General features: G+C 66.9%; 29 protein-coding genes. 16 read left to right on the top strand and 13 right to left on the bottom strand.

The genetic code is table 11. The features are described 5' to 3' along the window. Positions 1 to 733: ABC transporter permease (locus tag H926_RS34840; RefSeq protein WP_237741067.1), on the bottom strand; the 733-nt coding region annotated here is incomplete at its 3' end. Continuing rightward, positions 730 to 1,419: an ABC transporter ATP-binding protein gene (locus H926_RS0115425; RefSeq protein WP_022677120.1), complete on the bottom strand. Its 690-nt coding sequence runs from the start codon at positions 1,417 to 1,419 to the stop codon at positions 730 to 732. The genes H926_RS0115425 and H926_RS34840, both read right to left, overlap by 4 nt. Positions 1,420 to 1,508: 89 nt before the next feature. Between H926_RS0115425 and H926_RS0115420 the strand changes: the two genes are divergently transcribed. Then, complete coding sequence (locus H926_RS0115420; protein ID WP_028658074.1) at positions 1,509 to 2,252, top strand: arylesterase; 744 nt, start codon at positions 1,509 to 1,511, stop codon at positions 2,250 to 2,252. An 87-nt stretch (positions 2,253 to 2,339) separates the two neighbouring features. On the opposite strand, the gene recF is transcribed toward H926_RS0115420, so the two are convergent. Beyond that, positions 2,340 to 3,413: a DNA replication/repair protein RecF gene (gene recF / locus H926_RS0115415; protein ID WP_022677118.1), complete on the bottom strand. Its 1,074-nt coding sequence runs from the start codon at positions 3,411 to 3,413 to the stop codon at positions 2,340 to 2,342. A gap of 142 nt (positions 3,414 to 3,555) precedes the next feature. Next, a complete protein-coding gene (pspF, locus tag H926_RS0115410; protein ID WP_022677117.1) occupies positions 3,556 to 4,587 on the bottom strand; it encodes a phage shock protein operon transcriptional activator in 1,032 nt (343 codons plus the stop codon). 149 nt (positions 4,588 to 4,736) lie between these two features. On the opposite strand from pspF, the gene H926_RS0115405 reads away from it, so the two are divergent. The 4 genes from H926_RS0115405 (at position 4,737) to pspC (ending at position 6,455) form a co-directional block, all read left to right on the top strand. Beyond that, on the top strand, positions 4,737 to 4,937 hold the full coding sequence (locus tag H926_RS0115405) for a hypothetical protein (RefSeq protein WP_022677116.1): 201 nt from the start codon (positions 4,737 to 4,739) through the stop codon (positions 4,935 to 4,937). 83 nt (positions 4,938 to 5,020) lie between these two features. Further along, entirely contained in the window at positions 5,021 to 5,764 is a 744-nt protein-coding gene (pspA, locus tag H926_RS0115400; protein ID WP_237741068.1) for a phage shock protein PspA, read from the top strand. Between the two features lie 5 nt (positions 5,765 to 5,769). Beyond that, positions 5,770 to 6,081, top strand: a complete 312-nt coding sequence (gene pspB, locus H926_RS0115395) for an envelope stress response membrane protein PspB (protein ID WP_022677114.1) — start codon at positions 5,770 to 5,772, stop codon at positions 6,079 to 6,081. Then, positions 6,078 to 6,455, top strand: coding sequence for an envelope stress response membrane protein PspC (gene pspC / locus H926_RS0115390; protein ID WP_022677113.1), 378 nt, complete (start codon positions 6,078 to 6,080; stop codon positions 6,453 to 6,455). Before pspB ends, pspC begins: the two co-directional genes overlap by 4 nt. Here the strand turns inward: pspC and H926_RS27930 are convergent. Further along, on the bottom strand, positions 6,452 to 7,057 hold the full coding sequence (locus H926_RS27930; RefSeq protein ID WP_148291760.1) for a hypothetical protein: 606 nt from the start codon (positions 7,055 to 7,057) through the stop codon (positions 6,452 to 6,454). The two genes, pspC and H926_RS27930, sit on opposite strands and share 4 nt — an antisense overlap. Between H926_RS27930 and H926_RS0115380 the strand changes: the two genes are divergently transcribed. The 6 genes from H926_RS0115380 (at position 7,056) to H926_RS0115355 (ending at position 9,806) form a co-directional block, all read left to right on the top strand. Then, entirely contained in the window at positions 7,056 to 7,361 is a 306-nt protein-coding gene (locus H926_RS0115380) for a hypothetical protein (RefSeq protein ID WP_022677112.1), read from the top strand. The genes H926_RS27930 and H926_RS0115380 overlap by 2 nt on opposite strands. Next, on the top strand, positions 7,358 to 7,612 hold the full coding sequence (locus tag H926_RS27925) for a hypothetical protein (protein WP_022677111.1): 255 nt from the start codon (positions 7,358 to 7,360) through the stop codon (positions 7,610 to 7,612). Before H926_RS0115380 ends, H926_RS27925 begins: the two co-directional genes overlap by 4 nt. A 67-nt stretch (positions 7,613 to 7,679) precedes the next feature. Continuing rightward, complete coding sequence (locus H926_RS0115370) at positions 7,680 to 7,919, top strand: hypothetical protein (protein ID WP_022677110.1); 240 nt, start codon at positions 7,680 to 7,682, stop codon at positions 7,917 to 7,919. Positions 7,920 to 8,224: 305 nt separating this feature from the next. Continuing rightward, positions 8,225 to 8,638 (top strand): SufE family protein, encoded by a 414-nt coding sequence (locus H926_RS0115365; protein WP_022677109.1) that lies wholly within the window; start codon positions 8,225 to 8,227, stop codon positions 8,636 to 8,638. A gap of 8 nt (positions 8,639 to 8,646) precedes the next feature. Further along, positions 8,647 to 9,000, top strand: a complete 354-nt coding sequence (locus H926_RS0115360) for a YbaN family protein (protein ID WP_022677108.1) — start codon at positions 8,647 to 8,649, stop codon at positions 8,998 to 9,000. Between the two features lie 8 nt (positions 9,001 to 9,008). Continuing rightward, positions 9,009 to 9,806 carry an MOSC domain-containing protein gene (locus H926_RS0115355; RefSeq protein ID WP_022677107.1) on the top strand — a complete coding sequence of 266 codons (798 nt, stop codon included), beginning with the start codon at positions 9,009 to 9,011 and terminating at the stop codon, positions 9,804 to 9,806. Between the two features lie 76 nt (positions 9,807 to 9,882). Here the strand turns inward: H926_RS0115355 and H926_RS0115350 are convergent, their stop codons facing one another. Continuing rightward, positions 9,883 to 10,398, bottom strand: a complete 516-nt coding sequence (locus H926_RS0115350; RefSeq protein ID WP_022677106.1) for a sterol desaturase family protein — start codon at positions 10,396 to 10,398, stop codon at positions 9,883 to 9,885. 216 nt (positions 10,399 to 10,614) lie between these two features. Here H926_RS0115350 and H926_RS0115345 point away from each other — a divergent pair, with 216 nt between their 5' ends. The 5 genes from H926_RS0115345 (at position 10,615) to leuD (ending at position 14,022) form a co-directional block, all read left to right on the top strand. After that, positions 10,615 to 11,007: a hypothetical protein gene (locus H926_RS0115345; protein WP_022677105.1), complete on the top strand. Its 393-nt coding sequence runs from the start codon at positions 10,615 to 10,617 to the stop codon at positions 11,005 to 11,007. Between the two features lie 148 nt (positions 11,008 to 11,155). Then, positions 11,156 to 12,586 (top strand): 3-isopropylmalate dehydratase large subunit, encoded by a 1,431-nt coding sequence (gene leuC / locus H926_RS0115340; protein ID WP_022677104.1) that lies wholly within the window; start codon positions 11,156 to 11,158, stop codon positions 12,584 to 12,586. Between the two features lie 10 nt (positions 12,587 to 12,596). Next, the gene (locus H926_RS0115335; RefSeq protein ID WP_022677103.1) at positions 12,597 to 13,097 is read left to right on the top strand and encodes a DNA-deoxyinosine glycosylase; all 501 of its coding nucleotides are present in this window, start codon (positions 12,597 to 12,599) and stop codon (positions 13,095 to 13,097) included. 57 nt (positions 13,098 to 13,154) lie between these two features. Next, positions 13,155 to 13,319 carry a hypothetical protein gene (locus tag H926_RS32560; RefSeq protein WP_022677102.1) on the top strand — a complete coding sequence of 55 codons (165 nt, stop codon included), beginning with the start codon at positions 13,155 to 13,157 and terminating at the stop codon, positions 13,317 to 13,319. A 100-nt stretch (positions 13,320 to 13,419) separates the two neighbouring features. After that, positions 13,420 to 14,022, top strand: a complete 603-nt coding sequence (leuD, locus tag H926_RS0115325) for a 3-isopropylmalate dehydratase small subunit (RefSeq protein WP_022677101.1) — start codon at positions 13,420 to 13,422, stop codon at positions 14,020 to 14,022. Positions 14,023 to 14,031: 9 nt separating this feature from the next. Here the strand turns inward: leuD and H926_RS0115320 are convergent, their stop codons facing one another. The 7 genes from H926_RS0115320 to odhB form a co-directional block, all read right to left on the bottom strand. Continuing rightward, positions 14,032 to 14,925 carry a transglutaminase family protein gene (locus H926_RS0115320; protein WP_022677100.1) on the bottom strand — a complete coding sequence of 298 codons (894 nt, stop codon included), beginning with the start codon at positions 14,923 to 14,925 and terminating at the stop codon, positions 14,032 to 14,034. Further along, the gene (locus tag H926_RS0115315; RefSeq protein ID WP_028658072.1) at positions 14,922 to 17,411 is read right to left on the bottom strand and encodes a circularly permuted type 2 ATP-grasp protein; all 2,490 of its coding nucleotides are present in this window, start codon (positions 17,409 to 17,411) and stop codon (positions 14,922 to 14,924) included. Before H926_RS0115315 ends, H926_RS0115320 begins: the two co-directional genes overlap by 4 nt. Before the next feature lie 20 nt (positions 17,412 to 17,431). Then, positions 17,432 to 20,845 (bottom strand): DUF2126 domain-containing protein, encoded by a 3,414-nt coding sequence (locus H926_RS0115310; protein WP_022677098.1) that lies wholly within the window; start codon positions 20,843 to 20,845, stop codon positions 17,432 to 17,434. 128 nt (positions 20,846 to 20,973) lie between these two features. Continuing rightward, entirely contained in the window at positions 20,974 to 21,684 is a 711-nt protein-coding gene (locus H926_RS27920) for a trimeric intracellular cation channel family protein (protein WP_022677097.1), read from the bottom strand. Positions 21,685 to 21,706: 22 nt separating this feature from the next. Next, positions 21,707 to 23,179, bottom strand: coding sequence for a DUF4403 family protein (locus H926_RS0115300; protein ID WP_022677096.1), 1,473 nt, complete (start codon positions 23,177 to 23,179; stop codon positions 21,707 to 21,709). Between the two features lie 142 nt (positions 23,180 to 23,321). Then, positions 23,322 to 24,737, bottom strand: coding sequence for a dihydrolipoyl dehydrogenase (lpdA, locus tag H926_RS0115295; RefSeq protein WP_022677095.1), 1,416 nt, complete (start codon positions 24,735 to 24,737; stop codon positions 23,322 to 23,324). 124 nt (positions 24,738 to 24,861) lie between these two features. After that, positions 24,862 to 25,676: 2-oxoglutarate dehydrogenase complex dihydrolipoyllysine-residue succinyltransferase (odhB, locus tag H926_RS0115290; protein WP_022677094.1), on the bottom strand; the 815-nt coding region annotated here is incomplete at its 5' end.

Genomic DNA, 25,676 nt, shown 5'->3' with positions numbered 1-25,676 from the left:
TGGGGAACTGGCGGGTGAGGGCGTCGGCTACGGCCTGCGGCTGGGCGGTGGGGGGAAGGCGCAGGCGGTATTTCCAGCGCGCCATGGCGCCGGGCTGAACAAGATCGGTGGCATCCAGCCCGGCGCGGCTGATGATTACCGTCGGGCCCAGGCCAAAACCTTCGCCCAGGCGATCGGGCTCGTCCGCGATCCCCCCGCCGATGCGGAATGTGGCGCTGCCGATCTTCAAGGGCTGGCCAGTGGACACGCCCAGCCGCTGCGCCACGCCCGGCGCGATCCACGCGGTTGTGGCGTCGGGCGCGCCCACCGCGCGGCCATCGGCCAGGGTGAAACGGCCATAGAGCGGCCAGGCGCCGTCCACTGCCTTGAGTTCGATTGGCACGGCGGTGCCATCGGCGCCGGGCACGGTGGCCATGGCCCGCATGCGTGCCCCGATCGAGAGCGTGCCGGCGCGGGTAAAGGCCGCCTGTTCCGGGGCAAAGGCCTGGCGCCCGGCCAGTTCCACCTCCACATCGCCGCCCAGCATCGCCTGGCCGCGTTGATCGAGTTCGCCGCGCACGGCATCGGTCAGCGTGCCGATCGCGGCCAGTGCCGCCACGCCCAGCACCAGGCAGACGACCAGCAGGCGCAAGCCCCGGAATTTCCAGTCCAATCCCCGCCGCGCCAGTGTCCAGGCCGTGCCCCAGCCCAGGCCTCGTTTTTGGGTGTCGCCGGCCAGCGCCGTGGCGGTCATCGGGTTTCGTCCGCCACGATGCGGCCATCGGCCAGGCGCAGGATGCGGCCACAGCGCTGGGCCAGCGCTTCATCGTGCGTGACCATCAGCAAGGTTGCCCCGGCCTGGCGCGCGCGATCGAACAGCAGATCGGCCACGGCTGTGCCGGTCGCGGTATCGAGGTTGCCGGTCGGTTCATCGGCAAACAGCAGCGCCGGGCGCGGGGCCAGTGCGCGGGCAATCGCCACGCGCTGCTGCTCGCCACCCGAAAGCTGGCCGGGATAGTGATCGAGCCGGTGGGCCAGGCCCACGGCGCCCAGTTCCGCCTCGGCCCGCTGCATGGCATCGGCCATGCCGGCCAGTTCCATCGGCGTTGCCACGTTCTCGCGCGCGGTCATCGTTGGCAGCAGGTGAAACGCCTGGAGCACGATGCCGATGCGGCCACGCCGCGCGGTGGCAAGGCCATCTTCATCGAGCGTGGAAAAATCCGCGCCTGCGACAAGCAGCGTGCCGCCGCTCGCCCGTTCAAGCCCGGCCAGCACCGCCAGCAGCGATGACTTGCCCGAGCCGGACGGCCCCAGCAGGGCCACCGTTTCCCCGGCCATCACCGCAAGGTCCAGACCCTTGAGAATATCGACACGGGCGGCGTCGCGGCCAAGGGAAAGGGTGAGTGCGCGGGCGGAAATGAGCGGGGCAGGGCTGGTCACCGCGCGGGAGTGGCATAGACGGCAAGCATCTTGCAACCGGCCATTCCACCAACGACATGGGGGCAGCACCTGTCTTTATGGGAAACCCGATGCGCGCGCCTGTTTCTGCTGTTCCGGTTCTTGCTGCCCTGGCTGCGCTGTCGCTTGCCGGCTGTTCGCGCGACAAGGCGCCCGATGCGCTGGAAACGCGGGGCGCGACCACGGCTGCAGGTGCGCCAGTCGCCGCCGCTGTGCCGGCAGACGCGCCGGTGATCCTGGCATTTGGAGACAGCCTCTATGCCGGATACCAGCTGGACCAGGGGCAAAGCTATCCGGCGCGGTTGCAGGCGGCGCTCAATGCCGCGGGGGTCAAGGCGCGGGTGATCAATGCCGGCGTTTCGGGCGATACCACGGCGGCGGCGCGGCAGCGGCTGGCCTTCACGCTGGATAACCAGCCGCGCAAGCCGGCGCTGGTGATGGTCGGCCTGGGCGGCAACGACATGCTGCGCGGCCTGCCGCCGGCACAGACCCGCGCCAACCTCGATGCGATCGTTGCTGACCTCAAGCGGCGCGGCATTCCCGTGATGCTCACCGGCATGCTCGCCGCGCCCAACATGGGGGCGGATTACGTGGCCGCGTTCAACCCGATCTGGCCGGCCCTGGCGAAAAAGTATGATGCCGCGCTGGTGCCGTTCTTCCTGCAGCCGATCATTGCCCGGCCGGCGCTGCAATTGCCCGATCACATGCACCCCAATGCGCAGGGAGTGGATGCGATCGTTGTCGCCACCCAGCCAGCCGTGGCCCAGGCCTTGGCCAAGGCCTTGCACCAAAATAACCCGTCACCCCGGGCTTGACCCGGGGTCCCGCTGTTTTCGTGACGCACCAAGGAAAAGCGGGACCCCGGGTCAAGCCCGGGGTGACGTGGGTATTGCTGGTTGGGATCAATCCCGCACTGCCGCTCCATCGTGCACATGCCACATCGCCGCTTCGCCGGCGATTTCGGCAAAGGGCGCCGCTTCGGTGCCGGTCATCCACACTTGCGCGCCCGAGGCAGCGAGCCGTTCATAGAGCGCGGCGCGGCGCAGCGGATCGAGGTGGGCGGCGATTTCATCGAGCAGCAGCAGGCGCGGGCGCGGGCCGGCGGTGAGTTCGGCATGGGCCAGCACGATGGCGATAAGCATCGCCTTCTGCTCCCCGGTGGAGCAATCGGCTGCCGGGGCATCCTTGGTGGCCAGGCGCACGGCCAGATCATCGCGGTGCGGGCCGATCAGCGTGCGCCCGGCCGCGCGATCGCGGCGGCGGCCCTGGCGCAAGGCGCTGCGCAGGGCCTCTTCATCGGCCGGGGTTTCGCTGGCATAGGCCAGCGACGGCCGGGCAAAAGGCTGTTCGGGCACGGTTTCCAGCACGGCGCCAAGATCGGCCACCAGGTCGGCGCGCGCCGCGACGATCGCCGCACCCGTCTGCGCAAGCTGTGTTTCCAGCGCGTCGAGCCAGGCGGGATCGGGTTCGCGGTCGTCTGCCAGCAGGCGGTTGCGTTCGCGCAGGCCGTTTTCATAGCGGGCGCTGGTCTGGGCATGGCCGGGCAGACGGGCCAGCACCAGCCGATCGAGGAAACGGCGGCGGTTGCCCGCGCTTTCGGCAAACAGCCGGTCCATCGCCGGGGTCAGCCAGGTGAGCGAGAGCCATTCCGCCAACCGCGCCGCCGGTGCCTGTGCGCCGTTGACCTTGACCAGGCGGCGGCCAGGCGCAGCGGGCTGGGTGTGGGTGCCCAGCACAAGTTCGCCCTCTTCCATCTCGGCCGCCACGGCAAAGCTGCCATCACCATGGCGCGCGGCCATTTCGGCCGGCTGGGCACGGCGCAGGCCGCGGCCCGGCGCCAGCAGCGACAGCGCTTCCAGCACGTTGGTCTTGCCCGCGCCGTTTTCCCCCACCAGCACGTTGAAGCGCGCCATGCCATCAAGCCGGGTGGCCGCATGGTTGCGAAAATCGCGCAGGGTCAGGCGGGTTAGCGCCATGGGGTTTGTGGGAAGTGTGCGGCTTCCACCACCCCCCGACCCTCTCCTCTGAAGAGGAGGAGCAGAACCGCATCAAAAAGCCCCCTCTTCTTTAGAGGAGGGGGTTGGGAGTGGTGGAAACCTGAAACAACACCTGCAGACATCACCCCTGTCCACGCTCCAGCAGACCGTGCTTTTTCAGGCAGTGGCGCAACTGGTCATAGGTCACGCCCAGCGCCTTGGCGGTCTGCCGCTGGTTATAGCGGTTGCGGCCCAGGTGATGCTCCAGGATGGCGCGCTCGTGGGAGTCGACTGCGGCACGCAGATCCTGGATCGTGTCGAAATCGGCGGCGCTAGCCGCGTGCTGCAGCACCGTGGTGCATGCATCGGTGGTTGCCGGGGCCATCAAGGCGGCGGGTTTCCACGGGCTTTCAAACGGATCGAACTGTACATGCGCGATCGGGCGGTCGGGATCGTCCCAGCGATAGACCGCGCGTTCCACCACGTTGCGCAATTCGCGCACGTTGCCGGGCCAGGCGTGTGTTTCCAGCTGCTGCTGGGCATGGGGGGCAAAGCCCGGCCAGGCATCCCATTGCAGTTCGGCCGCCATGCGCCGGCCGAAATACTCGGCCAGCACGGCCACGTCGCCTTCGCGCACGCGCAGCGGGGGCAGGGTGATCACCTCGAAGCTGAGGCGATCGAGCAGGTCGGGGCGAAAGCGGCCTTGCGCGGCCATCTTCGGCAAATCCTCGTTGGTGGCAGCGACGATGCGCACGTCCACGCGGATCGGCCGGCTGGCGCCGATGCGCGTCACCTCGCCATATTCCACCGCGCGCAGCAGGCGTTCCTGCGCGCCCATCGACAGCGTGCCCAACTCGTCCAGGAACAGCGTGCCTTTGTCCGCCTCTTCAAAGCGGCCGACACGCGCGCGGGTCGCGCCGGTAAAGGCGCCGGCCTCGTGCCCGAAGAGTTCGGCCTCGATCAGGGTTTCGGGCAGGGCGGCGCAGTTCATCGTCACGAGCGGTTCCTGCCAGCGCGTGGACAGGCGGTGCAGGCGTTCGGCGATCAGTTCCTTGCCAGTGCCGCGTTCACCGATCACCAGTACCGGGCGGCGCATCGGCGCGGCGCGGCTGGCCCGCTCGACCGCGTCGAGAAAGGCGCTGGATTGGCCGATGAACTGAACTTCGCGATCCATGGCCCAACATTTGGCATATTTTCCCAAGTGCGGGCAAGATGCGCCATTCTACGGGGCGGAGAATTTTCGCAAAACGGCGAAAATCAGCCACTTTTCAAATTTGGCACGGGCCTTGCTGAACACAGGACAACCGCTTTGGAGTAACCCCGATGACCACCGCCCCGTTCTTCTCCACCCGTCTTGGCCGCGCCGCCCTGGTCAGCATTGCCGCGATGCTGGCGATGAATGCAGTGGTCCTGGCCAACCACATGCCGGAACTGCCCGGCCTGGGCCACAGCGTCCACGCCGCGTCGGCTGGCCACACCGGCATCACCCGCTCGGTCGCGGCCATCACCGGGGGCCTGGCATGAATTCCATTCTCGAACCCGTGCCGGCAGGCCCGCAGTCTTCCGGTGGTTCCTCGCGCTTTGACGATGCGCTGCGGGCCGCGCGGATGCGGCCCTCGTCGGGGACCGGCCAAAGTGATACGAACGCCGCAAGGCCCTTTTTCAACGGAGCAAACCTGATGGGCATCTTTTCGCGCACGCGCGATATCATTGCCGCCAATTTCAACGATCTGTTGGACAAGGCCGACGATCCGGCCAAGATGATCCGCATGATCATCCTGGAAATGGAAGAGACGCTGGTCGAGGTGCGTGCCTCGGCCGCGCGGACCATTGCCGACCAGAAGGAAATGCTGCGCCACGTGGCCAAGCTTGACCGCCTGCAGGCCGATTGGGCCGACAAGGCCCAGCTGGCCCTGTCGAAGGACCGCGAGGATCTGGCCCGCGCTGCCCTGATGGAGCGCAAGAAGGCCGCCGACATGGCCGACCAGCTGCGCGGCGAAGTGGCGGTGCTCGACGATTCGATGCGCGCCTATGAGCAGGACATCGAAAAGCTGCAGACCCGCCTGCGCGAGGCCCGCAGCCGTCAGACCGCCATTGCCGCCCGCCTGGAAAGCGCCGAAAACCGCGTGCGCCTGCGTGCCCTGATGACCAGCGAGCGCGTGGACGAGGCGCTGTCGCGGTTCGACCAGCTCGAACGCCGCGTCGATTATGCCGAAGGCCGCGCCGATGCGCTGAGCATCGCTGAAAGTGGCACGCCCAGCCTGGCCGATGAGATTGCCGCCCTCGCCGGGCAGGACAAGATCGACGAGGAACTGGCCGCGATGAAGCGCGCCATGGGCAAGGAGGGCTGATCACCATGGGCGATATGGACCTTACGCCGTTCTTTGCCCTGGTAACGCTGTTCGTCGCGCTGCCATGGATCGTGCTGCACTACATGACCAAGTGGAAGACCGCCGCAACCCTGACCAGCGGCGATGAGCAGTTGCTGGAAGAGCTTTATCGCGTCGCGCGCCGCCTGGAAGAGCGGATGGACACGGTGGAGCGCCTGGTTGCCAGCGAAAACCCGCAATTCCGCCCGGCCAGCCTGGCGGCCGAGCGCGCCAACCACCAGGCCGACCTGTCGGAACTCGATCGGCTGATGACGCAAACCAAGGGGACCGTGAAATGAGCGCTGCCCGTACCCGTTTCTATCGCGACAAGGTCAACGGCAAGTTCATGGGCGTGTGCGCCGGGATTGCCGACTACACCGGGGTTGATGTGCTGTGGGTGCGGCTGGCGCTGATCGTCGGCACCTGCTGCGGGCTCGGCTTCCTGCCGATCATCTATCTCGCGCTGGGTTTCCTGGCCGAAAAGAAGCCGGCCTCGCTCTATGCCGATCGGCAGGAGCAGAAGTTCTGGCAGGGCGTGCGCCAATCGCCCGCCCGTTCGGCCCGCGAAGTGCGCGCCTCGTTGCGCGACATCGACCGCCGCCTGGCCGAAGTCGAACACTTCTATGTCTCGAGCAACCCGCGCCTGGCTCAGGAAATCGAAAGCCTGCGCTAAGCCACCATCCCATCCCATCCCATCCCATCCCATCCCATCCCATCCCATCCCATCCCATCCCATCCCATCCCATCCCATCCCATCCCATCCCATCCCATCCCATCCCATCCCATCCCATCCCATCCCATCCCATCCCATCCCATCCCATCCCATCCCATCCCATCCCATCCCATCCCATCCCATCCCATCCCATCCCATCCCATCCCATCCCATCCCATCCCATCCCATCCCATCCCATCCCATCCCATCCCATCCCATCCCATCCCATCCCATCCCATCCCATCCCATCCCATCCCATCCCATCCCATCCCATCCCATCCCATCCCATCCCATCCCATCCCATCCCATCCCATCCCATCCCATCCCATCCCATCCCATCCCATCCCATCCCATCCCATCCCATCCCATCCCATCCCATCCCATCCCATCCCATCCCATCCCATCCCATCCCATCCCATCCCATCCCATCCCATCCCATCCCATCCCATCCCATCCCATCCCATCCCATCCCATCCCATCCCATCCCATCCCATCCCATCCCATCCCATCCCATCCCATCCCATCCCATCCCATCCCGGCACTTCGAAGGGGACTGCTGCCATGGATCACGGAACACTTGCCCTGCTTATCCCGCTTGCCCCGTTCATGATCGCAGGCCTTGCGATCTGGACCCGGCACAGCCGGCGGATGGCGGAAATCCAGGCCAACGCCACGGCCGAAAAAGCCGCCCAATACGCGGTGCAGAACCAGGCGCTGGAAGACCGCGTGCGCGTGCTGGAGCGCATCGTCACCGATGGTGGCTATGACGTGGCCCTGCAGATCGAGGCGCTGCGCGATGTCAACCGCATCGAAGGCAGCCAGCACGATGGCGCCGCCCGCGCCCCGGTTTCGGGCAAGCTGCAATGACTGCCGCCGGTGCCATCGTCCTGCTGGCCTTTGCTACCCTCGCCACCTTGCTGGTCGGCCTGGTAATGGCGGCGCAGGCCTGGTCGCGCCGGATGGATCAGCGCGAGCGGGAAATCATCGCCACCACCCGCGCCACGGCCGAGCAGGCCGCGCAATACGCCGCCCAGACCGCCCGTCTGGAACAGCGCGTGCGCGTGTTGGAAGGCATGATGCAGGGGCGCGAGGCTTCGGCCATGCCCCAGTTCAACTGATCGCGTTTACCCGCCCTCCCTTTTCCCCCCGCCCGATTTACCCGGTCCAGCCAAGGATTTCCTACCCGTGAGCTTTGGAGCCACTCTTGTTGCCATCGTCGCGATCCTGGCCTGGGCCAGCCTGCGCCACCGCCGCCACTGCGCCCAACAGGATACCTATCCCATCGCCGATGCGGCGGAAAATGCCGCCCTCGCGCGCGAAGTGGCTGCGCTGCGCAGCCGGGTTGAGGTGCTGGAGCGCATCCTGACCGATCAGCGCGGCTCGACCGACCTTGCCCGCGAAATCGAATCCCTGCGCGATCGTTGAGGCTTGAGGTGGGCTGGTTCCCGCATTAGGCGGCGTGGACAAATTCCGCAGTGCCACGGCTGGAAGCAAAAACCGCCAGTTCAAGGAGGCGAGGAAGCGGAATATCGGGAATATTGCGCGACGAGCCGACGCGGAAATGGCGGTTTTTGGTCCAGCCCCGGAGGGGTTGCCCTGCAAGAGGCCCTGGCAGCGTTGCTCCGCCTTGAAAGAGGCCCACTCTTCCTGCGGCCTCGCGCCTCGCCAGGGCCTCTTGCAGGGCAACCGTGGCATTGCGGAATTTGTCCACGCCGCCTAAGGCCCAGCCTATGCGCACCCTTGCCGACATTCTCGAAGAGTACGAGTTCAGCGATGGCGATGAACGCTATCGCCTGCTGATCGACCTTGGGCGAGAGCTTGAGCCGATGCCCGATGCGCTGAAAACCGATGCCACGCTGGTGCGTGGCTGCTCGGCAGCGGTATGGGTCTATCCCACCGAGGGGGAGGGCGGCGCCCTGCATTTCCTGGCCGATAGCAACGCGGCGATCACCAAGGGCATCATTGCCCTGGTCCTGGCCGCCGTGCAGGACCGGCCCGCTGCCGAGGTGGCAGGCATGGACATTGCCGAGGCGCTGGCGCCGTTCAATCTCAAGAACCAGCTTTCGTCCAACCGCACGCAGGGCCTGCCCAACATGATCGCGCTGGTGCAGGGCCACGCCGCGCGCCTGGCTGCGGCGGGCTGACGGCGGGCATGGTCCGCCGCCATCTCTGGACGGCTGCGGGCCTGTTCTTTGTCGGGCTGGGCACGGTGGGCGCGTTCCTGCCGCTGCTGCCCACAGTGCCGTTCCTGCTGCTGGCAGTGTTCTGCTTTGCGCGCGGCAACCCCGCGTGGGAGCAGCGCCTGCTCGATCATCCCAAGTGGGGCCCGCCCTTGCGGGAATGGCGCACCCGGCGCGCCATCCCCCGCCGCGCCAAGAAGGCCGCGCTCGCCACCATGGCGCTGAGCGTGGGGGTAACCGCGTTCACCGCCGGCTGGCCCTGGGTGCTGATCCCGGCAGCGGTCATGGTCTTGAGCGGCACCTGGATCTGGACCCGCGCCGAATAGGACATCGCATGCAGCTTGCCGCCATTCATCGCTATCCGGTCAAGTCCCTGGGGGGAGAGGCGCTGGAGCGCGCCACGATTACCGCGCAGGGCGTGGCGGGTGATCGGCGCTGGATGATCGTCAATCCGCAGGGGCGCTTCCTTACCCGCCGCGAACTGCCGGCGATGGCCCTGCTGCGCGCCTTGCCGCAGGCCGATGGCGGCGTGACGCTGCACCATGCGGCTGCGCCATCGGTAAAGGTGGCGATGCCGACCACGGCCGAGCGCCGCGCGGTCAAGGTGTGGGGAGACAGCCTGGCAGCCACCCCCGCTGGCGCCGAGGCCGACGCGTGGCTTTCAGCGCGCCTGGGCCAGCCGGTTCACCTTTTCCACATGGGCGATGACGTGATCCGCCCGGTCGATCCGCGCTATGGCCAGCCGGGCGATGCCGTGGGCTTTGCCGACGGCTTTCCGTTGCTGGTCACCACGCAGGAGTCGCTCGATGCGCTCAACGCGCAACTGCCAGCGCCGATCGCCATGGCGCGCTTTCGCCCCAACCTGGTGATCGCCGGGGCGCCTGCGGCCTTTGCCGAAGAAGGCTGGACCAGCTTGCGCATCGGTGCGCTCACCCTGCGGCTGGTCAAGCCCTGCACGCGCTGCGTGATCACCACGCAAGACCCGCAGACGGGAGAAAGCCATGACCACGAGCCGCTGGCCACGCTGCGCCGCATGGGGCGGCTGTGGCAGCGCCCGCCGGGGTTTGGCATGAATGCCATTCCCGATGGCGCGGCCGAGGTGGCCGTGGGGGATGTGGTGGAACTGGGCTGAACGCCCCTCCGTCAGGCCTGCGGCCTGCCACCTCCCCGCCATGCGGGGAGGATCTGGATAATGCGGGGAAGGGGCCTTACTCGACCGCTTCGCGCAGTACGGCGATGCCGGCGGCGCGCTGTTCGCGCAATTCGCGCTTCAGCACCACGGGATCACGCGCGATGACAAAGCCGAAGCTGACCCCGCCTTCCTTGCCGATCGTGGCATGGTGCAGCTTGTGCGCCTGGACCAGCCGCTTGGCATAGCCACGCTTGGGCACCCAGCGGAACCAGCGCTGGTGCACCAGGCCATCGTGGATGAAGGTATAGATCAGGCCATAGACCAGCACGCCCATGCCGATCCAGGTGCCCGGCCACCAGGCATGCGCGCCCAGCACCACCGGGCTGCCAATGGCGAACATCGAGATCGAAATGGCCGCGCCGACCACGGCATAGAGATCGTTCTTTTCCAGGAAACCATCGTGCGGTTCATGGTGATCGCGGTGCCACGCCCAGCCAAAGCCGTGCATGATGTACTTGTGGCTGGACCACGCGACCAGTTCCATGGTGGCAGCAGCGCCCAGCACGATCAGGATGGCAAGCAGGATATCCATGGCCAGCGCGCATAGCGCAATGCGCGCGCGGCGGCGATGCGTTTTATCGGGCAGGGCTGGGGGCGTTGGGCGAGTTATCAAGCGCACCCCGCCATCCTTGCTGAAACCCGAACGCGCGGATCGCGTTTGGTTCAGGATCACTTTGCCACACCATGATCATCAAACGGCGCCGGCGCTCAATCGCCAGGCGTCGCTGACAAGCAAGGAGTAAAGCCCATGAAAAAGCTCATTCTCGCCGCGCTGATTCCGGCCACGGTGGGCCTGGCTGCCCCGGCCTTGGCACAGCCTGCGCCGCCGCCGCCCGGTGGCTGGCACCACGGCCCTGGCCCGGCGATGGGCGGCTGGATGACGCCGCGCCGTGACGCTGCGATCCGCCAGGATATCGGCCAGCTGCGCTTTGCCATCGACCGCGCTGTGCGCAACCGCACCATCTCTCCGCGCGAAGCAGCGCCGTTGCGCCGCCAGGCCATGGTCGTGCAGCGCCAGTACAAGATGTATGCCCGCGATGGCCTGAGCCGCGACGAAGTGCGCTGGTTGGCCAGCCGGGTGAACCAGATCCGCCAGCAGCTGCGCATGGAACGCGCAGACTGGGATCGCGATCGCTGGTGATCGGTGCCAGTCAGGCTCGCCCTGGCATCGCCTGAACCCCGGTTTGAGGCGTGCCAAGGCAGCGCCGGGACAGAAAATGACGCATGCCCCCGCGTGTTCTTGCCGTTTGGTGCTTGAAATGCGCGGGGGCGATGCTTAACCGCACTGCATGACCAGCACCGGCAAGACGCTCTACGAAAAGATCTGGGATGCCCACGTCGTGGAAAACCGCGAGGATGGCACCAGCCTGATCTATATCGACCGCCATCTCGTTCACGAAGTGACGAGCCCGCAGGCGTTCGAAGCGCTTCGCATGGCCGGGCGCAAGGTGCGCCGCCCCGATCTGACGCTGGCTGTGCCCGATCACAACCTGCCCACCACCGCGCGCCGCGATGCGGCCGGCCATCGCATTCCCATCGCCGATCCCGAAAGCGCCCAGCAACTTGCCGCACTGGAGCGCAATGCACCGGAATTTGGCATCCGCTATATCGGCGATGCTGATGCCGCGCAGGGCATCGTCCATGTCGTCGGGCCAGAGCAGGGCTTTTCGCTGCCCGGCGCCACGATCGTGTGCGGTGACAGCCACACCGCCTGCCATGGTGGCTTGGGGGCACTGGCCTTTGGCATCGGCACGTCGGAAGTGGAGCACGTGCTCGCCACGCAGACCCTGCTGCTCAAGCGCAGCAAGACCATGGAAGTGCGCGTCGAGGGTACGCTCACGCCGGGCGTTTCGGCCAAGGACGTGGTGCTGCACATCACCGGGGTGCTCGGTGCGGCAGGTGGCACCGGCTATGTCATCGAATATACCGGCCAGGTTATCCGTGACCTGTCGATCGAGGGCCGCCTGACGGTTTCGAACATGGCGATCGAGCATGGCGCCCGTGCCGGCCTGATCGCGCCTGATGACAAGACCTTCGCCTACGTGAAGGGCCGCCCCTATGCGCCCAAGGGCGCCGATTGGGACAAGGCCGTGGCTTGGTGGAAGAGCCTGGCAACCGATGCCGGCGCGCAGTATGACAAGATCGTGGTGATCGATGCGGCCGATATCGCGCCGTCGGTCACCTGGGGCACCAGCCCCGAAGACGTGCTGCCGATCACCGCCACGGTGCCCGCGCCGGAAAGCTTTGCCGATCCGTCGAAGCAGGATGCCGCCCGCAAGTCTTTGGAATACATGGGCCTGGCGCCGGGCACTGCGCTCGACACGGTGGAAATCCAGAACGTCTTCATTGGCAGCTGCACCAACAGCCGGATCGAAGACCTGCGCGCCGCCGCCGCGATCCTCAAGGGCCGCAAGAAGGCCGACAATGTGCGCTGGGCGATCGTCGTGCCCGGATCGGGCCTGGTCAAGGCCATGGCCGAGGACGAGGGGCTGGACGTGATCTTCAAGGACGCGGGCCTTGAATGGCGCGAGCCGGGCTGCTCGGCGTGCCTGGGCATGAACCCCGACAAGGTGCCGGCTGGTGAGCGCTGCGCCTCTACCTCGAACCGCAATTTCGTCGGTCGCCAGGGCCCCGGTGCGCGCACCCATCTGGTCAGCCCGGCCATGGCCGCTGCGGCAGCGGTGACCGGCCGGTTGACGGACGTGCGCGAGCTGGTGTGACCGCACCGGTTTGAACGACTCGCGCAAATCCGCCTTTGCCCCGGTGGTTGATGCGCAGACCCGCGTGCTGGTCTGCGGCAGCCTGCCGGGGGAGGCGTCGCTGGCCGCTGGGCGGTATTATGCGCATCCCAAGAACCAGTTCTGGCGGCTGGTGGGTGGGGTGATCGGGCGCGATCTGGTCACGCTGGATTATCCCGAGAGGCTGGATGTGCTGCGCAGCACGGGCATCGGCCTGTGGGACACCGTCGCCAGCGCCACGCGCCGGGGCAGCCTCGATACCGCGATCAAGGCGGCGCAACTGGCCCCACTGGCGCAGTTGGCCGCCCGCCTGCCGGCCTTGCGCGCGATCGGCTTCAACGGGGCGACGGCGGCGCGTCATGGCCGTGCGCAAATGGCCGATCTTGCTGAAATTTCATTCATTCAACTGCCGTCAAGCAGCCCGGCCTATTGTGCGGTGACACTCGCGCAAAAGCAGCTGGAATGGAATTCTCTGCGGAAATTCCTCGATTGAGCGTTGCATTGTGCGGCAAGCGGGCCAATTCTTGCAGCCCATAAGAAGGAGGAAGGCGTGTCCAAGAAGGAAAACTGGGCCGGAACGGCTGTCCTGGCAGGAGCGGCGGCCGTCGGGTCTGCGGCACTGGCGGCGGCGCTGCTCTATACCAACCGCCGCAAGGAACGCGCCCAGAAGGTGGCCGACAAGACCCCGCTGGGCGATGCCCCCGAAACCGATTGAGGCCCCAAGACCGAACGACAGCAGGTGGGGCTGATCGTTTCCTGCCTGCACAGGCTATTTCCGCCGTTGCGCAGGGCGTGGCGGCGGCTATAGCGGGGGCATGGAACCGGTAAACCACATCGAAGGCCGCGCCATTCCGTTCGGCCGCAAGAACATCGACACCGACGTGATCATCCCGGCCAAGTGGCTCAAGACGATCAGTCGCGAGGGGCTCGGCCGTGGCGCATTCGAAACGCTGCGCGCAGACCCGGATAACCTGTTCGACAGCGAGACGTTCAAGGGCGCGCCGATCCTGATCGCGGGCGACAATTTTGGCTGTGGTTCCAGCCGTGAACATGCCGCCTGGGCGCTGCTCGACCTGGGCATCAAGGCCGTGATCGCGCCGTCGTTTTCCGATATCTTTTCCGGCAACGCGTTCAAGAACGGCATCCTTACCGTTGTGATGCCGCAGGAACAGGTCGATCGCCTGCTCGAAGTGGCGCAGACCGATCCGATCGCGATCGATCTCGATGCCCAGACCGTGACCACGCCGTTCCAGGACCGCTTCACGTTCGAGATCGACGCGTTCCGCAAGCACTGCCTGATCAACGGGTTGGACGAGGTGGGCCTGACCCTGGCGCGCAGCGACGCGATCGGCGCATTCGAAGGCCAGGTGGCCGAGGCGCGGCCGTTCCTGGCACAGGGCACCGGCGTTCCGGCCTGATCGAGGCCGTCAGCCGACCGGCTCTGTCACCGGCGCCACGTCTACCGATACGGCCACGGTCTGCCCGCCGCCGCCGTGGAACACGCCGTCCATCGGCGCGACATCGGCATAGTCGCGGCCCATCGCGGTAAACACGTGGTCGGTTGACGCGAGCATCGCATTGGTGGGATCGAACCCCACCCAGCCCAGCGCGTCCCCACACCACAGCGCGGCCCAGGCGTGGGTGGCATCGGCGCCGACCAGGCGCGGCTGGCCCGGCGGAGGCAGGGTGCGCAGATAGCCGCTGACATAGGCCGCCGGCAGCCCATGCCCTCGCGCCGCCACGATCATCACATGGGCAAAATCCTGGCACACCCCATGGCGCGCCCGGAAAGCGTCGAGCGGCGGGGTTTCCGCCGTGGTGGCGCTGCCATCATAGGTGAATTGATCGTGGATGGCGTGCATCAGCGCCAGCCCCGCATCCATCACGCTGCGCGCGCTGGCCAGGATCGGGCCGGCCCAGCCGACGATCTCGGGCGAAAGCGGCGTCATCGACGAGGGATAGATGTAGCTTGCCGGGCCCAGCGCGGAAAGATCGCGATGGGCGGCCGCCCGCGCGCCGATCTCGGCTACGCTGGGTGTCTTGGCCAGCGCCAGTTCGGGATCGGGGGCGTGCACTTCCACGCGGAAACTGCTTTCCACTTCCAGCGCATCGAGCGGCTCGCGAATGAACAGGCGGCTGCGGTTGACCAGGAACGGCCCGGCTTCTTCCTCCATCGACCACGGAACGGGCGCCACGGCCAGGCGGAAATCGCTGACGGTTTGCGTGGGCCAGGGCGCGGGGCGCAGGCGCAGGTTGAAGCGGGCGAGCCGCACTGGGGCGGCATAATCCACGCGGGTCTTGTGGCGGATATCGTAGATCATGCGAGCAAGCTGCTGCTGGCGCCACCGCCAGCCTTTTCGAACTGCAGGAAGTAGCGGGTGGAAATCGTGTCGGACAGCGTCAGCAGGCGCTGTTCCGCCTCGGCCAGGCGCGCCAGGTTCCACGCTTCCACCGGCAGGCTCGACAGCGGCGCCAGGATCGCGCGCGCTTCCAGCAGCGGGGCTTCGGGCAGGTTGTCTTCGCGCAGCGCCGGCAGTGCTTCGATATGGCTGACCAGGGCCTGGGCCTGAAACGCCAGGGAGCGCGGGTTGGTGGGATCGAGCAGCAGCAGATCGAGCACCGGCGCCGTGCTCGGCGCGGCCAGATAGCGCGCGCGATAGGTGATCTGGCTGTCTGACAGATCGAGCAGCACGCCCAGCGCCTCTGGCGTTTCGATCCGGGCCGACAGCGCGCGCAGCGTCTGGCACAGCGCCACCGCGCGTTCCAGGCGGCGGCCCATGTCGAGGAAATGGCGCGAGGGGCCAAGCGTGAAGTTTTCCGCCAGCAGGCCCGACAGCGCCGAAAGCCGCTCGATCAACTCGCGCGCGGTGCGCAGCAAGGCGCCGGCGCGATGGCCGTCCACCGGCGGCAAGGGGCGGCTGGCAATGCGCCAGAAATCGGTGGTGAAGCGATCGCGCAAGGTGAGGGCAGTGGCACGGATGGCGGCAAACAGCGCCCCGACAGAGCCGTTCATCGCCGTGTCTGACAGCGCCGCGGCGCAGGCCTGGGGCATCGGCAGCGCCGCATCCTCGCGCGAGAGCGCGCCCCAGGTGACCATCAGGTCTACCAGGCGGTTGATCACCTCGGGACTGTGGCCGCCGGCGGCATCGACCTCGATCGAGTTGCCCAGCACCGCGCGGATGATCCGCACTGTCGCTTCTGCGCGCTCCACATAGCGACCAAACCAGAACAGGTTGTCGGCCGCCTGGCTTGCCAGGATGCCGCCACCGCGCCGCACCGGGGGCGGCGCGCCCAGCACCGAGGGCGTGGCGTTGACGGCGGCGGCATCGGCCTTGGTATCCACCACGCAGACATCGGCGGAAATATCGCCTTCGCCCATCATCGTGTTGACCATTTCGCCCGAGGAGGAGAGCCGGGCAAAGCCGCCGGGCATCACTGTCCACTCGCCCGCCGCATTGCGCGCCACGAACGCGCGGACGGTAAAGGCGCGCGGCACGAATGCCTCGCCGATCAGGGCGGGCGTGGTCGACAGCGTGACGATTTCCTGGCCGCAATAGTCCACCGGCCGCCGCGCCATGGCGGCGAGCAGGGCGTCACGCTGCGCCTTGTCGAGGCTGCGCCCGGCCACCGCGCGGCCATGGGGCAGGCCTTCCACCCCGGCGCCGAACGCGGGAGTGATCATCAACTGGTCAAGCCGCGCGGCCACGTCCTGCGCCTCGCGCGGCTGGCCGCACCACCAGGTGGCGACATTGGGCAGGATCGGCTCTTCGCCCAGCAGCACCGAGAACAGGCGCGGCATGAACGCGGCAAAGGCCGGCGCTTCCAGCACTTCGGCGCCGGGCCAGTTGGCCAGGGTCAGGCCGCCGCGGTCCAGCGCCTCGAACAGGTCGGGCACGCCGATTTCCGATCGCGCGTCAAAGCGCAGCGGATCGAGCGCATTGGTATCGATCCAGCGCCACATCGCATCCACCCGCTTGGGCCCGGCGATGGTGCGCACATAGACCCGATCGTCGCTTACCGTCAGATCGCGCCCTTCCACCAGCGGAAAGCCAAGGTAGCGCGCCAGGTGCGCCTGTTCGGGATAGGACTGGTTGAAGCGGCCGGGGGTGAGCAGGGCGATGCGCGGGTTTTCACGCTGGCATTCGCGGGCAATGCCGCCGCGCAGATCGGAAAAGAACTGCGCCAGGCGGCGCGCACGCATGTCTGTCAACAATCCGCCGGTGACGCGCGACAGCGCCAGGCGGTTTTCCAAAGCATAGCCGATGCCGTTGGCCAGCCGCAGCCGATCGCCCAGCACGCGCCATTGCCCGCGCGGCCCGCGCGCCAGATCGACGGCATAGACGTGGATATGCGGCCCGCTGCGCGGCGCCACGCCCACCATCGAGCGTGCGAAATAGCGGCTGCCGGCAATCAGGGCAGCGGGCAGGTGGCCATCGGCGACCAGGCGCCCTTCGCCATAGATATCATCGACCACTGCTTCGAGCAGGCGCGCGCGCTGCACCAGGCCGCGCTCTACCTCGGCCCATTCCTGCGCGCCGACGATCAGTGGCATGGGCGACAGCGGCCAGTCGCGCTCGTCATCCTCACCCGTCAGGCGGAACGACATGCCCAGGTCCAGGATCTGGCGCCCGACCAGTTCCTGCACGGCCACGCCAGCCTCTTCGCGCAGCGCCAGAAGGCTTTGCGCCGCGCGCTGCCAGGTCTGGGCCACATCGGGCGCGGCATCGCGATAGAGATCGCCCGCGCCCACATCCACCGGATAGGCGGCCAGGCCCGGCACCGGGCCGGGACCGGGTTTGGCCGCCATGGTCTGGGCTGCCATGGGGTTCAGGCCAGCCCGGCGGGGCGGCGCAGATCGAGCGTCATGGGAAATTCCCCGGGCATTTCCGCCGGCGGCACGGGCAGGTGGCCAGGTGAATGGCCATGATCCTGGAACCGCGCCTTGCGCCGCGCCTGCGCTTCATAGCCGTTGACCGGTACCGAATCGTAATTGCGCCCGCCCGGATGGGCCACATGATAGACGCAGCCGCCCAGCGAACGCTGGTTCCAGCTATCGAAGATATCGAAGGTCAGCGGGGCATGGGGCGCCAGCATGGGATGCAGGCAGTTGGCCGGCAGCCAGGCCTTGTAGCGCACGCCGCCCACGGCCTCTCCCGGCGTGCCGGTAAAGTTCAGCGGCACGCGGCGCCCGTTGCAGGTGATGACATGGCGCCCCGGCACCAGGCCGCTGGCGCGCACCTGCAACCGCTCGGTCGAACTGTCGACATAGCGCACGGTGCCGCCGATCGCACCGGTTTCGCCCAGCACGTTCCACGGCTCCAGCGCGTGGCTCACTTCCAGGTGCACGCCGCCGCCTTCCACTTCGCCGTGCACGGGGAAGCGGAACTGGCGCTGCGCCTCGAACCACACGGGATCGAAATCATAGCCCGCGCCGCGCAGATCGGCCAGCACATCGAGGAAATCGGCCCAGACGAAGTGAGGCAGCATGAACTTGTCATGCAACTGCGTGCCCCAGCGCACCAGCGGGCCATCGACCGGCTGGCGCCAGAACCAGGCGCATAGCGCGCGCAGCAGCAGTTGCTGGGCCAGCGACATGCGCGCGTCTGGCGGCATCTCGAACCCGCGAAATTCCACCAGGCCGAGCCGCCCGGTGGGGCCATCGGGCGAAAACAGCTTGTCGATGCAGATTTCGGTGCGGTGGGTGTTGCCCGTCACGTCGACCAGCAGGTTGCGGAACAGGCGATCGACCACCCAGGCCAGCGGCTGTGGCTGATCGGGGCCGGGCACCTGGGCCAGCGCGATTTCCAGTTCATAGAGGCCGTCGTGCCGTGCCTCGTCGATGCGCGGCGCCTGGCAGGTGGGGCCGATGAACATGCCCGAAAACAGATAGCTCAGGCTGGGATGCCGCTGCCAATAGATCACGAACGACTTGAGCAGGTCCGGCCGGCGGATGAACGGACTGTCGAGCAGCGTGGGGCCACCCAGCACGATGTGATTGCCTCCCCCGGTGCCGATGGCGCGCCCGTCGACCATGAACTTGTCGGCGGTCAGCCCCACCTCGCGCGCGCATTGGTAAAGTGTTTCGGTGATCTCCACCGATTCGGCCCAGGATGCGGCGGGCTGGATATTCACCTCGATCACGCCGGGATCGGGCGTGACCTTGAGCACCATCAGGCGCGGATCGGGCGGCGGGGGATAGCCTTCGATGCGCACCGGCAGGCGCGTTTCCTCGGCCACCGCCTCGACGCTGGCGATCAGGTCGAGATAGTCTTCCAGCGTTTCGACCGGCGGGATGAACACGCAGAGGTGATCGCCCTTGGGCTCTACCGAGATCGCCGTGCGCACCGCGCCTTCGATGGCGATGGTCTGTTCCACGCGGGTCTGCCGGCCCGGGCTGGCGCTGTGCAGGTCATGGCCCTGGGCGCGCGCCTCGCGGCTGCGGTCTTCGTGCGACATGGCGTCTGGCGTTGCGGCGTCGCGCGTTTGCACCGCCCGTTCGATCGCCTGGGCGCGGAAATCGGCCAGGGGTTCGCGCGGCTCGGCCGTGTCGCGCGGGTGGATATAGGGATAGGCGGCCGGCGGCACGTGGGGCAGCGAATTGAGCGGCAGGCGATAGCCCAGCGCGCTGTCGCCGGGCACGGCAAACAGAGCGCCGCGGCGCAGCTTCCACTTTTCCGAATACCACTGCCGCAGCCCATGGGCGCGGCGCGCTTGCCACGGTTGCTGGCGCTGGATCGGCAGGACATGGCCAACCGGCTTGGTCAAGCCGCGCTGGAAGGTACGAACAAAGCGCTGGCGCACTTCGGGATCGTCCAGCTTGGGATCGGTGGGCTCGGTATTTTCGGGCAGTTCAGCCTCGCGCACGATCCATTCGAGCGCGTCTTCATAAACCGGAGCGACGTTTTCGGGCGCCACGCCCAGCACAGTCGCGGTTTCGCGCAGGAATAGCGCGGCGTCATCGGCGTCAACTGTGGCGATGGCATCGGGCGTCGGCCGGTCGGGCGCGATCAGGTTCTCGTCGCGCCAGATCGGCACGCCATCCTTGCGCCAATAGATCGAATAGCCCCAGCGCGGCAGGCTTTCCCCCGGATACCACTTGCCCTGGCCATGGTGCAGCAGCGATCCCGGCGCGAAATGGCCACGCAGCTTGCGGATCAGCTGGTCGGCATACCACGCCTTGGTCGGCCCCACGGCGCTGCTGTTCCATTCCGGCGCCTCGAAATCGCCGTCGGCCACGAAGGTTGGCTCACCACCAATGGTCAGGCGCACGTCTTGCGCGGCGAGATCGGCATCGACCTGCTGGCCCAGCGCGTCGAGCGCGTCCCAGCGCGCCTCGGTGAACGGCTTGGTGATCCGCACCGCTTCGGCCAGGCGCGAAACCTCCATCTCGAAATGGAAATCGGAATGGACCGGCTCCAGCACCACGCCCTCGATCGGGGCGGCGGTGCGATAATGCGGCGTGGCGCACAGCGGAATGTGCCCTTCGCCAGCAAAAAGCCCCCAGGTGGCATCCAGCCCGATCCAGCCCGCACCGGGCAGATAGACTTCGGTCCAGGCATGCAGATCGCACACGTCCTGTGGCACGCCGGCCGGGCCATCCACCGCCGCGACATCAGGCGTCAGCTGGATCGAATAGCCCGAGACAAAGCGCGCGGCAAAGCCCAGGCGGCGCAGCAGCTGCACCAGCAGCCAGGCGGAATCGCGGCACGATCCAGTGCCCACGTCCAGGGTTTCTTCCGGCGCCTGCACCCCCGGTTCCATGCGGATGACATAGCCGATGCGCTGGTTTACCGCCTGGTTGATCGCCACCAGGAAGTCGATGGTGCGGCCCTCGTACCCGGTGAACTGGGTGAGGATTTCCTCGAACAGCGGGCCCTGCGCCTCGGTTTCGCGGTAGGCGGCCAGATCTGCCTGCAATTCCTCTGCATAGGCAAAGGGATAGGTTTCGGCATAGTCTTCAACAAAGAAGTCGAACGGATTGATCACGACCAGATCGGCCAAAAGATCGACGGCAATCTCGAAATGATCGATCGGATCGGGAAAAACGATCCGGGCCAGCCAGTTGCCGTAAGGGTCTTGCTGCCAGTTGATGAAGTGATTGGCCGGACTGATCTTCAGGGAGTAATTGGGCACTGCGGTGCGGCTATGCGCCGCGGGCCGCAATCGGATCACCTGCGGCCCCAATCGAACCGGCTTGGCATAGGAATAGCGCGTGAGGTGATGGAGGCCCGCCTTGATCATGGCTGTGGAGGTTGCCCCAATTCATGCTGCGCTGCAACGCACAATCGAACGGCGCGCGTAGCCTCGCACCACCCCCAGCCCCTCCTCTGAAGAGGAGGGGAGCCAAGCGTCCGTTCTCCCCCTCCTCTTCAGAGGAGGGGGTCGGGGGGTGGTGGAAGCCGCTCGCCAAGGTCAGCCTTCTTGCTTCCACCATAGGCCGGGATCGCCAGTTTCCAGCGGATCGCCGCAGCGCGCAGGGCAAAGCCAGCCAGCGCCGATACCGCCCAGACCCAGCCCTTGGGCAGGTGCAGCGCCTGCCCCGCCGAACACAGCGCGGCGGCCAGCGCGGCGGCGGTGACATAGAGCTCGGGGCGCATGATGATCGACGGCCGCCCGGCCACGCAATCGCGGATCACGCCGCCCACGCAACCCGTGATTACCCCCATCATGAAGGCCGGCACCGGCGGAATGCCATAGGCCAGCGCCTTGGTCGTGCCCAGCACGGCATAGGCGCCCAGTCCCACCGCATCGGCCCATTCCAGCGCGGCGCCGCGCCACCAGCGGTGCGGGGTGAGCCAGCACAATACCGCCATGCCCAGGCACACCAGCGCCACCCAGCGATCGTGCACCCAGAATACCGGCGCGCCAATCAGCAGATCGCGCACGGAACCTCCGCCCACCCCGGTGATCACCGCGAAAAAGCACATCGTCACCAGGGTCTGCCGCATGCGCGCCGCCACCAGCGCGCCCGAGAGCGCAAACACCGCGATCCCCGCCAGGTCGGCAAAGCCGATCACGGCGGGCAGGGCAGGCGCAACGGCGTGGGGCAGCGAGGTGGGCAGGGGAGGAACCAGGGGCATGGCACCACCCTTGCCTTGGCGATCAGTGCATGTCGAGGCTGACCGTGGCGGTTCCGGTGCCTTCGACCGGCAGATACAGCCCCTGGCCGGCTGCCTTGAGCTGGCCAGTGCGCACATCCTCGATCCGCGCGCGGATGATGAAATCGCCCGTGCGCTTTTCGGTCAGCGCGCGGTCGATCTTGCCCATCAGCTTGGCATAGTCGTTCTCGAAATTCTGGGCGAGCGCGGCCGCGATGGTTTCGGACAGGCCCGGCGCATTGGCGAGGCCCAGCAGGACATCGGTGCCGGTGCTGTCAGTCACGCCGGAAACCGCCAGATCGGCAAAGCCGACCTTGCGCGAATTGGGCGCGTTGACCGGGGTGCCAGTCAGCCACACGGTGCCATGTGCGGTATGGGGCGCGGCATCGACGGCAAACTGCACGCCCACCGCCACCTTGCCGCCGCGCGTGCCATAGCACGTTACTTTGCCAAAGCGGGCGGTGATCGGGCCCAGGCCGGGCACGTCGAACGGGCGGGCCGATCGCTTGACCAGCGCGCGGGCGATCACCGGCTCAAGTTCGCGATAGTCGGCAATCACCGGAATGACGAACAGCATCCGCCCCGGCGTGGTTTCCAGCTTGCGCACGGGCGGCAGCGGCGTGACCGCCGGATCGGGCGGCCGATTGCCGACAAAAGTTTCGGTCTGCGCATGCATGCCCAGGCGCAGCACCAGGCGTCGCCCTTCCACGGCATAGCCGCCATAGCGCAAGTCGTGCGGCGTGACCCGCATCCACACCGGGGGATTGGCGTGGTTGAGTTCCAGTGAGGTGAACGCGCTGGCCCAGGCCTTGCCGATCTCGCGGTCGAGATGCAGCTTGTTCAATTCCTGTGGCAGCGTGCGCTCCAGCCGCGCGATCACGTCCTTGAGCTTGGCATCGGCCTTGTCGGTAAAGGTGATGCGCTGGCCCAGGAAATCGATGCCGGGGGCATTGGTCCAGTCATAGTCGATGTCGAGCGTGGCGCGCGGCTTCCAGTCGTTGGCCAGCGACAGCCGCACATGGGCGCGCACCACGGCATCGCCAGTGGCGGTTTCCTGCTTGAACACGCCGGCAATATCCTTGGCACGCAGCGTGGCATGCAGCGGCAGCGTCACCACCAGATCCTGGCCCTGGCCCGCCAGCGTGATCGGCCCGCGCACCACATCGCCCACGATGCGGCATTTCACGCGCGGAGTCTTGAGCTTGACCCCCAGCACCTTGACCCGCTGCGAGGCCAGGCAATCCTGCCCGGGCTTGTCGATCGACCACAGCTGGCGCGGCACCTCGCGTTCGAGCGCGGCGCTCAGTTCGTCCAGCCGCGCGACGATCGGAACCGCGATGGTCGAGGCCTGGGGCGGCACGGCGATGGCATCGTTGGCGCGCGGCGGCGCCTCTGTCACCGCATTGTGGTGGCAGCCGGCCAGCAGGATCGACGCGGTCAGCGCTGCTGCGCTGCCGACCTTACGCGAAAGTGTCATGTGCAGTTGCCCCGTTTGGGCGCATTACGCGCCAGGCCGGGGCAAAGTTCCCGGCGCCTTGATGGCGCCCGTCCGCCCATGAAAAAGGCCGCGCCCGGTTGCCCCGGCGCGGCCTTGTTTCATCGGTTGTGCCAAAAGGCGATCAGATGTGGATCGGCTTTTCGCGGATACCCATTGCCGCTTCCTTGAGCGCTTCCGAATGGGTCGGGTGCGCGTGGCAGGTATAGGCGATGTCTTCCGAGGTGGCGCCAAATTCCAGCGCCAGCGCGGCTTCGGCGATCATCGTGCCGGCCACCGAGGCGATCGCCCACACGCCCAGCACGCGGTCGGTCTGCGCATCGGCAATGACCTTCACGAAGCCATCGGGCTCGTGATTGGTCTTGGCGCGGCTGTTGGCCAGCATGGGGAACTTGCTGACCTTGATCTTCGACTGGTCGCCGCCGGCCTTTTCCAGCGCGGCTTCCTGGGTCAGGCCCACGCCGGCAAATTCGGGGAAGGTATAGACCACGCCGGGGATCACGTCGTGGTTGACGATGCCCGTCAGGCCCGCGATGTTTTCCGCCACGGCAATGCCTTCGTCCTCGGCCTTGTGTGCCAGCATCGGGCCGGGGATCACGTCACCGATAGCCCACACGCCGTCCACCTTGGTGCGGAAATCGTGGTCGGTTTCGATCTGGCCGCGGCCGTTCAGTTCCAGGCCGATCTTTTCTAGGCCGAGGCCATTGGTGTTGGGCCGGCGACCGATCGCCACCAGCACGCAATCGGCTTCGATCGTTTCGGCAGCGCCGCCGGCCGAAGGCTCGACGGTGAGCGTCGCCTTGCCGCCTTCGACGGCTACGCCGGTGACCTTGGTCGAGAGCTTGAGCGTCATGCCCTGCTTCTTGAAGATCTTGGCGGCTTCCTTGCGCACGTCGCCGTCCATGCCGGGCAGCAGCTGGTCAAGGTATTCCACCACGGTGACCTTGGCACCCAGGCGGCGCCAGACCGAACCCAGTTCCAGGCCAATCACGCCGCCACCGATCACCACCAGGTGTTCGGGCACGCGGTCGAGCGCAAGGGCACCGGTCGAATCGACCACCACGCCCGCGTCATTGTCCACGGTCACGCCCGGCAGCGGGGTGACCGACGAACCGGTGGCGATGACGATGTGCTTGGCCGAAACCTTTTGCCCGGCCACGGTGACGCTGTGCGCGTCTTCGAACGTGGCATAGCCCTTGAGCCAGGTGATCTTGTTCTTCTTGAACAGGAATTCGATGCCGCCGGTCAGGCCCTTGACCGAGTCGAGCTTCTGCGCCTGCATGGCCGACAGGTCCAGCTCGACCGGGCCAGTCTTGATGCCATAGTTGGCAAAGGTGCCGTTGACGGCTTCCTCGAACTTTTCCGAGCCGTGCAGCAGCGCCTTTGACGGGATGCAGCCCACGTTGAGGCAGGTGCCGCCCAGCGTTTCGCGCCCTTCGGCACAGGCAGTCTTGAGGCCCAGCTGGGCCGCGCGGATCGCCGCGACATAGCCGCCCGGGCCAGCGCCGATCACCAGGACATCATAATCATATTCAGCCATTGCGGCCTCCTGTTCGCGCGTTCCCGAAAACGGTGGCGGGACTGGCGCGACTTATCACACAAGTTCGCGTGGATGCACGCTGGCGCGCCCGGCGGTGGTCACCGGGCGCGCCGTGCAGTGCCGATCAGAGATCGATCAGCAGGCGGGTGGGATCTTCGATCGCTTCCTTGATGGTCTTGAGCGCGGTAACCGCCTCGCGACCGTCGATGATGCGGTGGTCATACGACAGGGCGATGTACATCATCGGGCGAATCACGATCTCGCCGTTGCGGACCACGGGGCGGTCCTCGATGCGGTGCAGGCCCAGCACGGCCGACTGCGGCGGGTTGATGATCGGGGTGGACATCAGGCCACCGAACACACCGCCGTTGGAAATGGTGAAGGTGCCGCCCTTCATGTCTTCCATGGTCAGCGCGCCTTCGCGGGCCTTCTTGCCGAAATCGCCGATCGCCTTTTCGATGCCGGCGAACGAGAGCTTGTCAGCATCGCGCACCACCGGAACGACCAGGCCGTTCGGCGCCGAGACGGCCACCGAGATATCGACATAGTCGTGATAAACGATTTCATCGCCCTGGATCTGGGCGTTGACGGCCGGAATGTCCTTGAGCGCCAGGCACGAAGCCTTGGCGAAGAAAGACATGAAGCCCAGCTTCACGCCGTGCTTCTTCTCGAACACGTCCTTGTACTTTTCGCGCGCGGCCATCACCGCCGACATGTCCACGTCGTTAAACGTGGTGAGCAGGGCAGCGTTTTCCTGCGCGCTCTTGAGGCGCTTGGCGATCGTCTGGCGCAGGCGCGTCATCTTGACGCGTTCCTCGTTGCGGCCCGGGGCAGCAACGGCCGCAGGCACGGCGGCCGTGGCGGCGGGAGCGGGCGAGGCTGCCTTGGCCTGGGCTGCGGCGAGCACGTCTTCCTTGGTCAGGCGGCCGTCCTTGCCGG

Source organism: Novosphingobium sp. B-7 (genome assembly GCF_000410615.1).
GTDB lineage: Bacteria > Pseudomonadota > Alphaproteobacteria > Sphingomonadales > Sphingomonadaceae > Novosphingobium > Novosphingobium capsulatum.
The sequence above is the reverse complement of the archived record's forward strand: the minus strand, read 5'-3'. Positions and strand labels throughout refer to the sequence as shown.

Coding starts and splice junctions, on each gene's coding strand:
- H926_RS27925 (WP_022677111.1), top strand. CDS start 7,358: ATGACTGCCGCCGGTGCCATCGTCCTGCTGGCCTTTGCTACCCTCGCC.
- H926_RS0115405 (WP_022677116.1), top strand. CDS start 4,737: ATGACCACCGCCCCGTTCTTCTCCACCCGTCTTGGCCGCGCCGCCCTG.
- pspB (WP_022677114.1), top strand. CDS start 5,770: ATGGGCGATATGGACCTTACGCCGTTCTTTGCCCTGGTAACGCTGTTC.
- recF (WP_022677118.1), bottom strand. CDS start 3,413: ATGGCGCTAACCCGCCTGACCCTGCGCGATTTTCGCAACCATGCGGCC.
- H926_RS0115310 (WP_022677098.1), bottom strand. CDS start 20,845: ATGATCAAGGCGGGCCTCCATCACCTCACGCGCTATTCCTATGCCAAG.
- H926_RS0115315 (WP_028658072.1), bottom strand. CDS start 17,411: ATGGCGGCCAAACCCGGTCCCGGCCCGGTGCCGGGCCTGGCCGCCTAT.
- H926_RS0115360 (WP_022677108.1), top strand. CDS start 8,647: ATGGTCCGCCGCCATCTCTGGACGGCTGCGGGCCTGTTCTTTGTCGGG.
- H926_RS0115355 (WP_022677107.1), top strand. CDS start 9,009: ATGCAGCTTGCCGCCATTCATCGCTATCCGGTCAAGTCCCTGGGGGGA.
- leuC (WP_022677104.1), top strand. CDS start 11,156: ATGACCAGCACCGGCAAGACGCTCTACGAAAAGATCTGGGATGCCCAC.
- leuD (WP_022677101.1), top strand. CDS start 13,420: ATGGAACCGGTAAACCACATCGAAGGCCGCGCCATTCCGTTCGGCCGC.
- H926_RS0115345 (WP_022677105.1), top strand. CDS start 10,615: ATGAAAAAGCTCATTCTCGCCGCGCTGATTCCGGCCACGGTGGGCCTG.
- pspC (WP_022677113.1), top strand. CDS start 6,078: ATGAGCGCTGCCCGTACCCGTTTCTATCGCGACAAGGTCAACGGCAAG.
- lpdA (WP_022677095.1), bottom strand. CDS start 24,737: ATGGCTGAATATGATTATGATGTCCTGGTGATCGGCGCTGGCCCGGGC.
- H926_RS0115300 (WP_022677096.1), bottom strand. CDS start 23,179: ATGACACTTTCGCGTAAGGTCGGCAGCGCAGCAGCGCTGACCGCGTCG.
- H926_RS0115365 (WP_022677109.1), top strand. CDS start 8,225: ATGCGCACCCTTGCCGACATTCTCGAAGAGTACGAGTTCAGCGATGGC.
- H926_RS27920 (WP_022677097.1), bottom strand. CDS start 21,684: ATGCCCCTGGTTCCTCCCCTGCCCACCTCGCTGCCCCACGCCGTTGCG.
- pspF (WP_022677117.1), bottom strand. CDS start 4,587: ATGGATCGCGAAGTTCAGTTCATCGGCCAATCCAGCGCCTTTCTCGAC.
- H926_RS0115350 (WP_022677106.1), bottom strand. CDS start 10,398: ATGGATATCCTGCTTGCCATCCTGATCGTGCTGGGCGCTGCTGCCACC.
- H926_RS27930 (WP_148291760.1), bottom strand. CDS start 7,057: ATGGCAGCAGTCCCCTTCGAAGTGCCGGGATGGGATGGGATGGGATGG.
- H926_RS0115380 (WP_022677112.1), top strand. CDS start 7,056: ATGGATCACGGAACACTTGCCCTGCTTATCCCGCTTGCCCCGTTCATG.
- H926_RS0115420 (WP_028658074.1), top strand. CDS start 1,509: ATGCGCGCGCCTGTTTCTGCTGTTCCGGTTCTTGCTGCCCTGGCTGCG.
- H926_RS0115320 (WP_022677100.1), bottom strand. CDS start 14,925: ATGATCTACGATATCCGCCACAAGACCCGCGTGGATTATGCCGCCCCA.
- pspA (WP_237741068.1), top strand. CDS start 5,021: ATGCGGCCCTCGTCGGGGACCGGCCAAAGTGATACGAACGCCGCAAGG.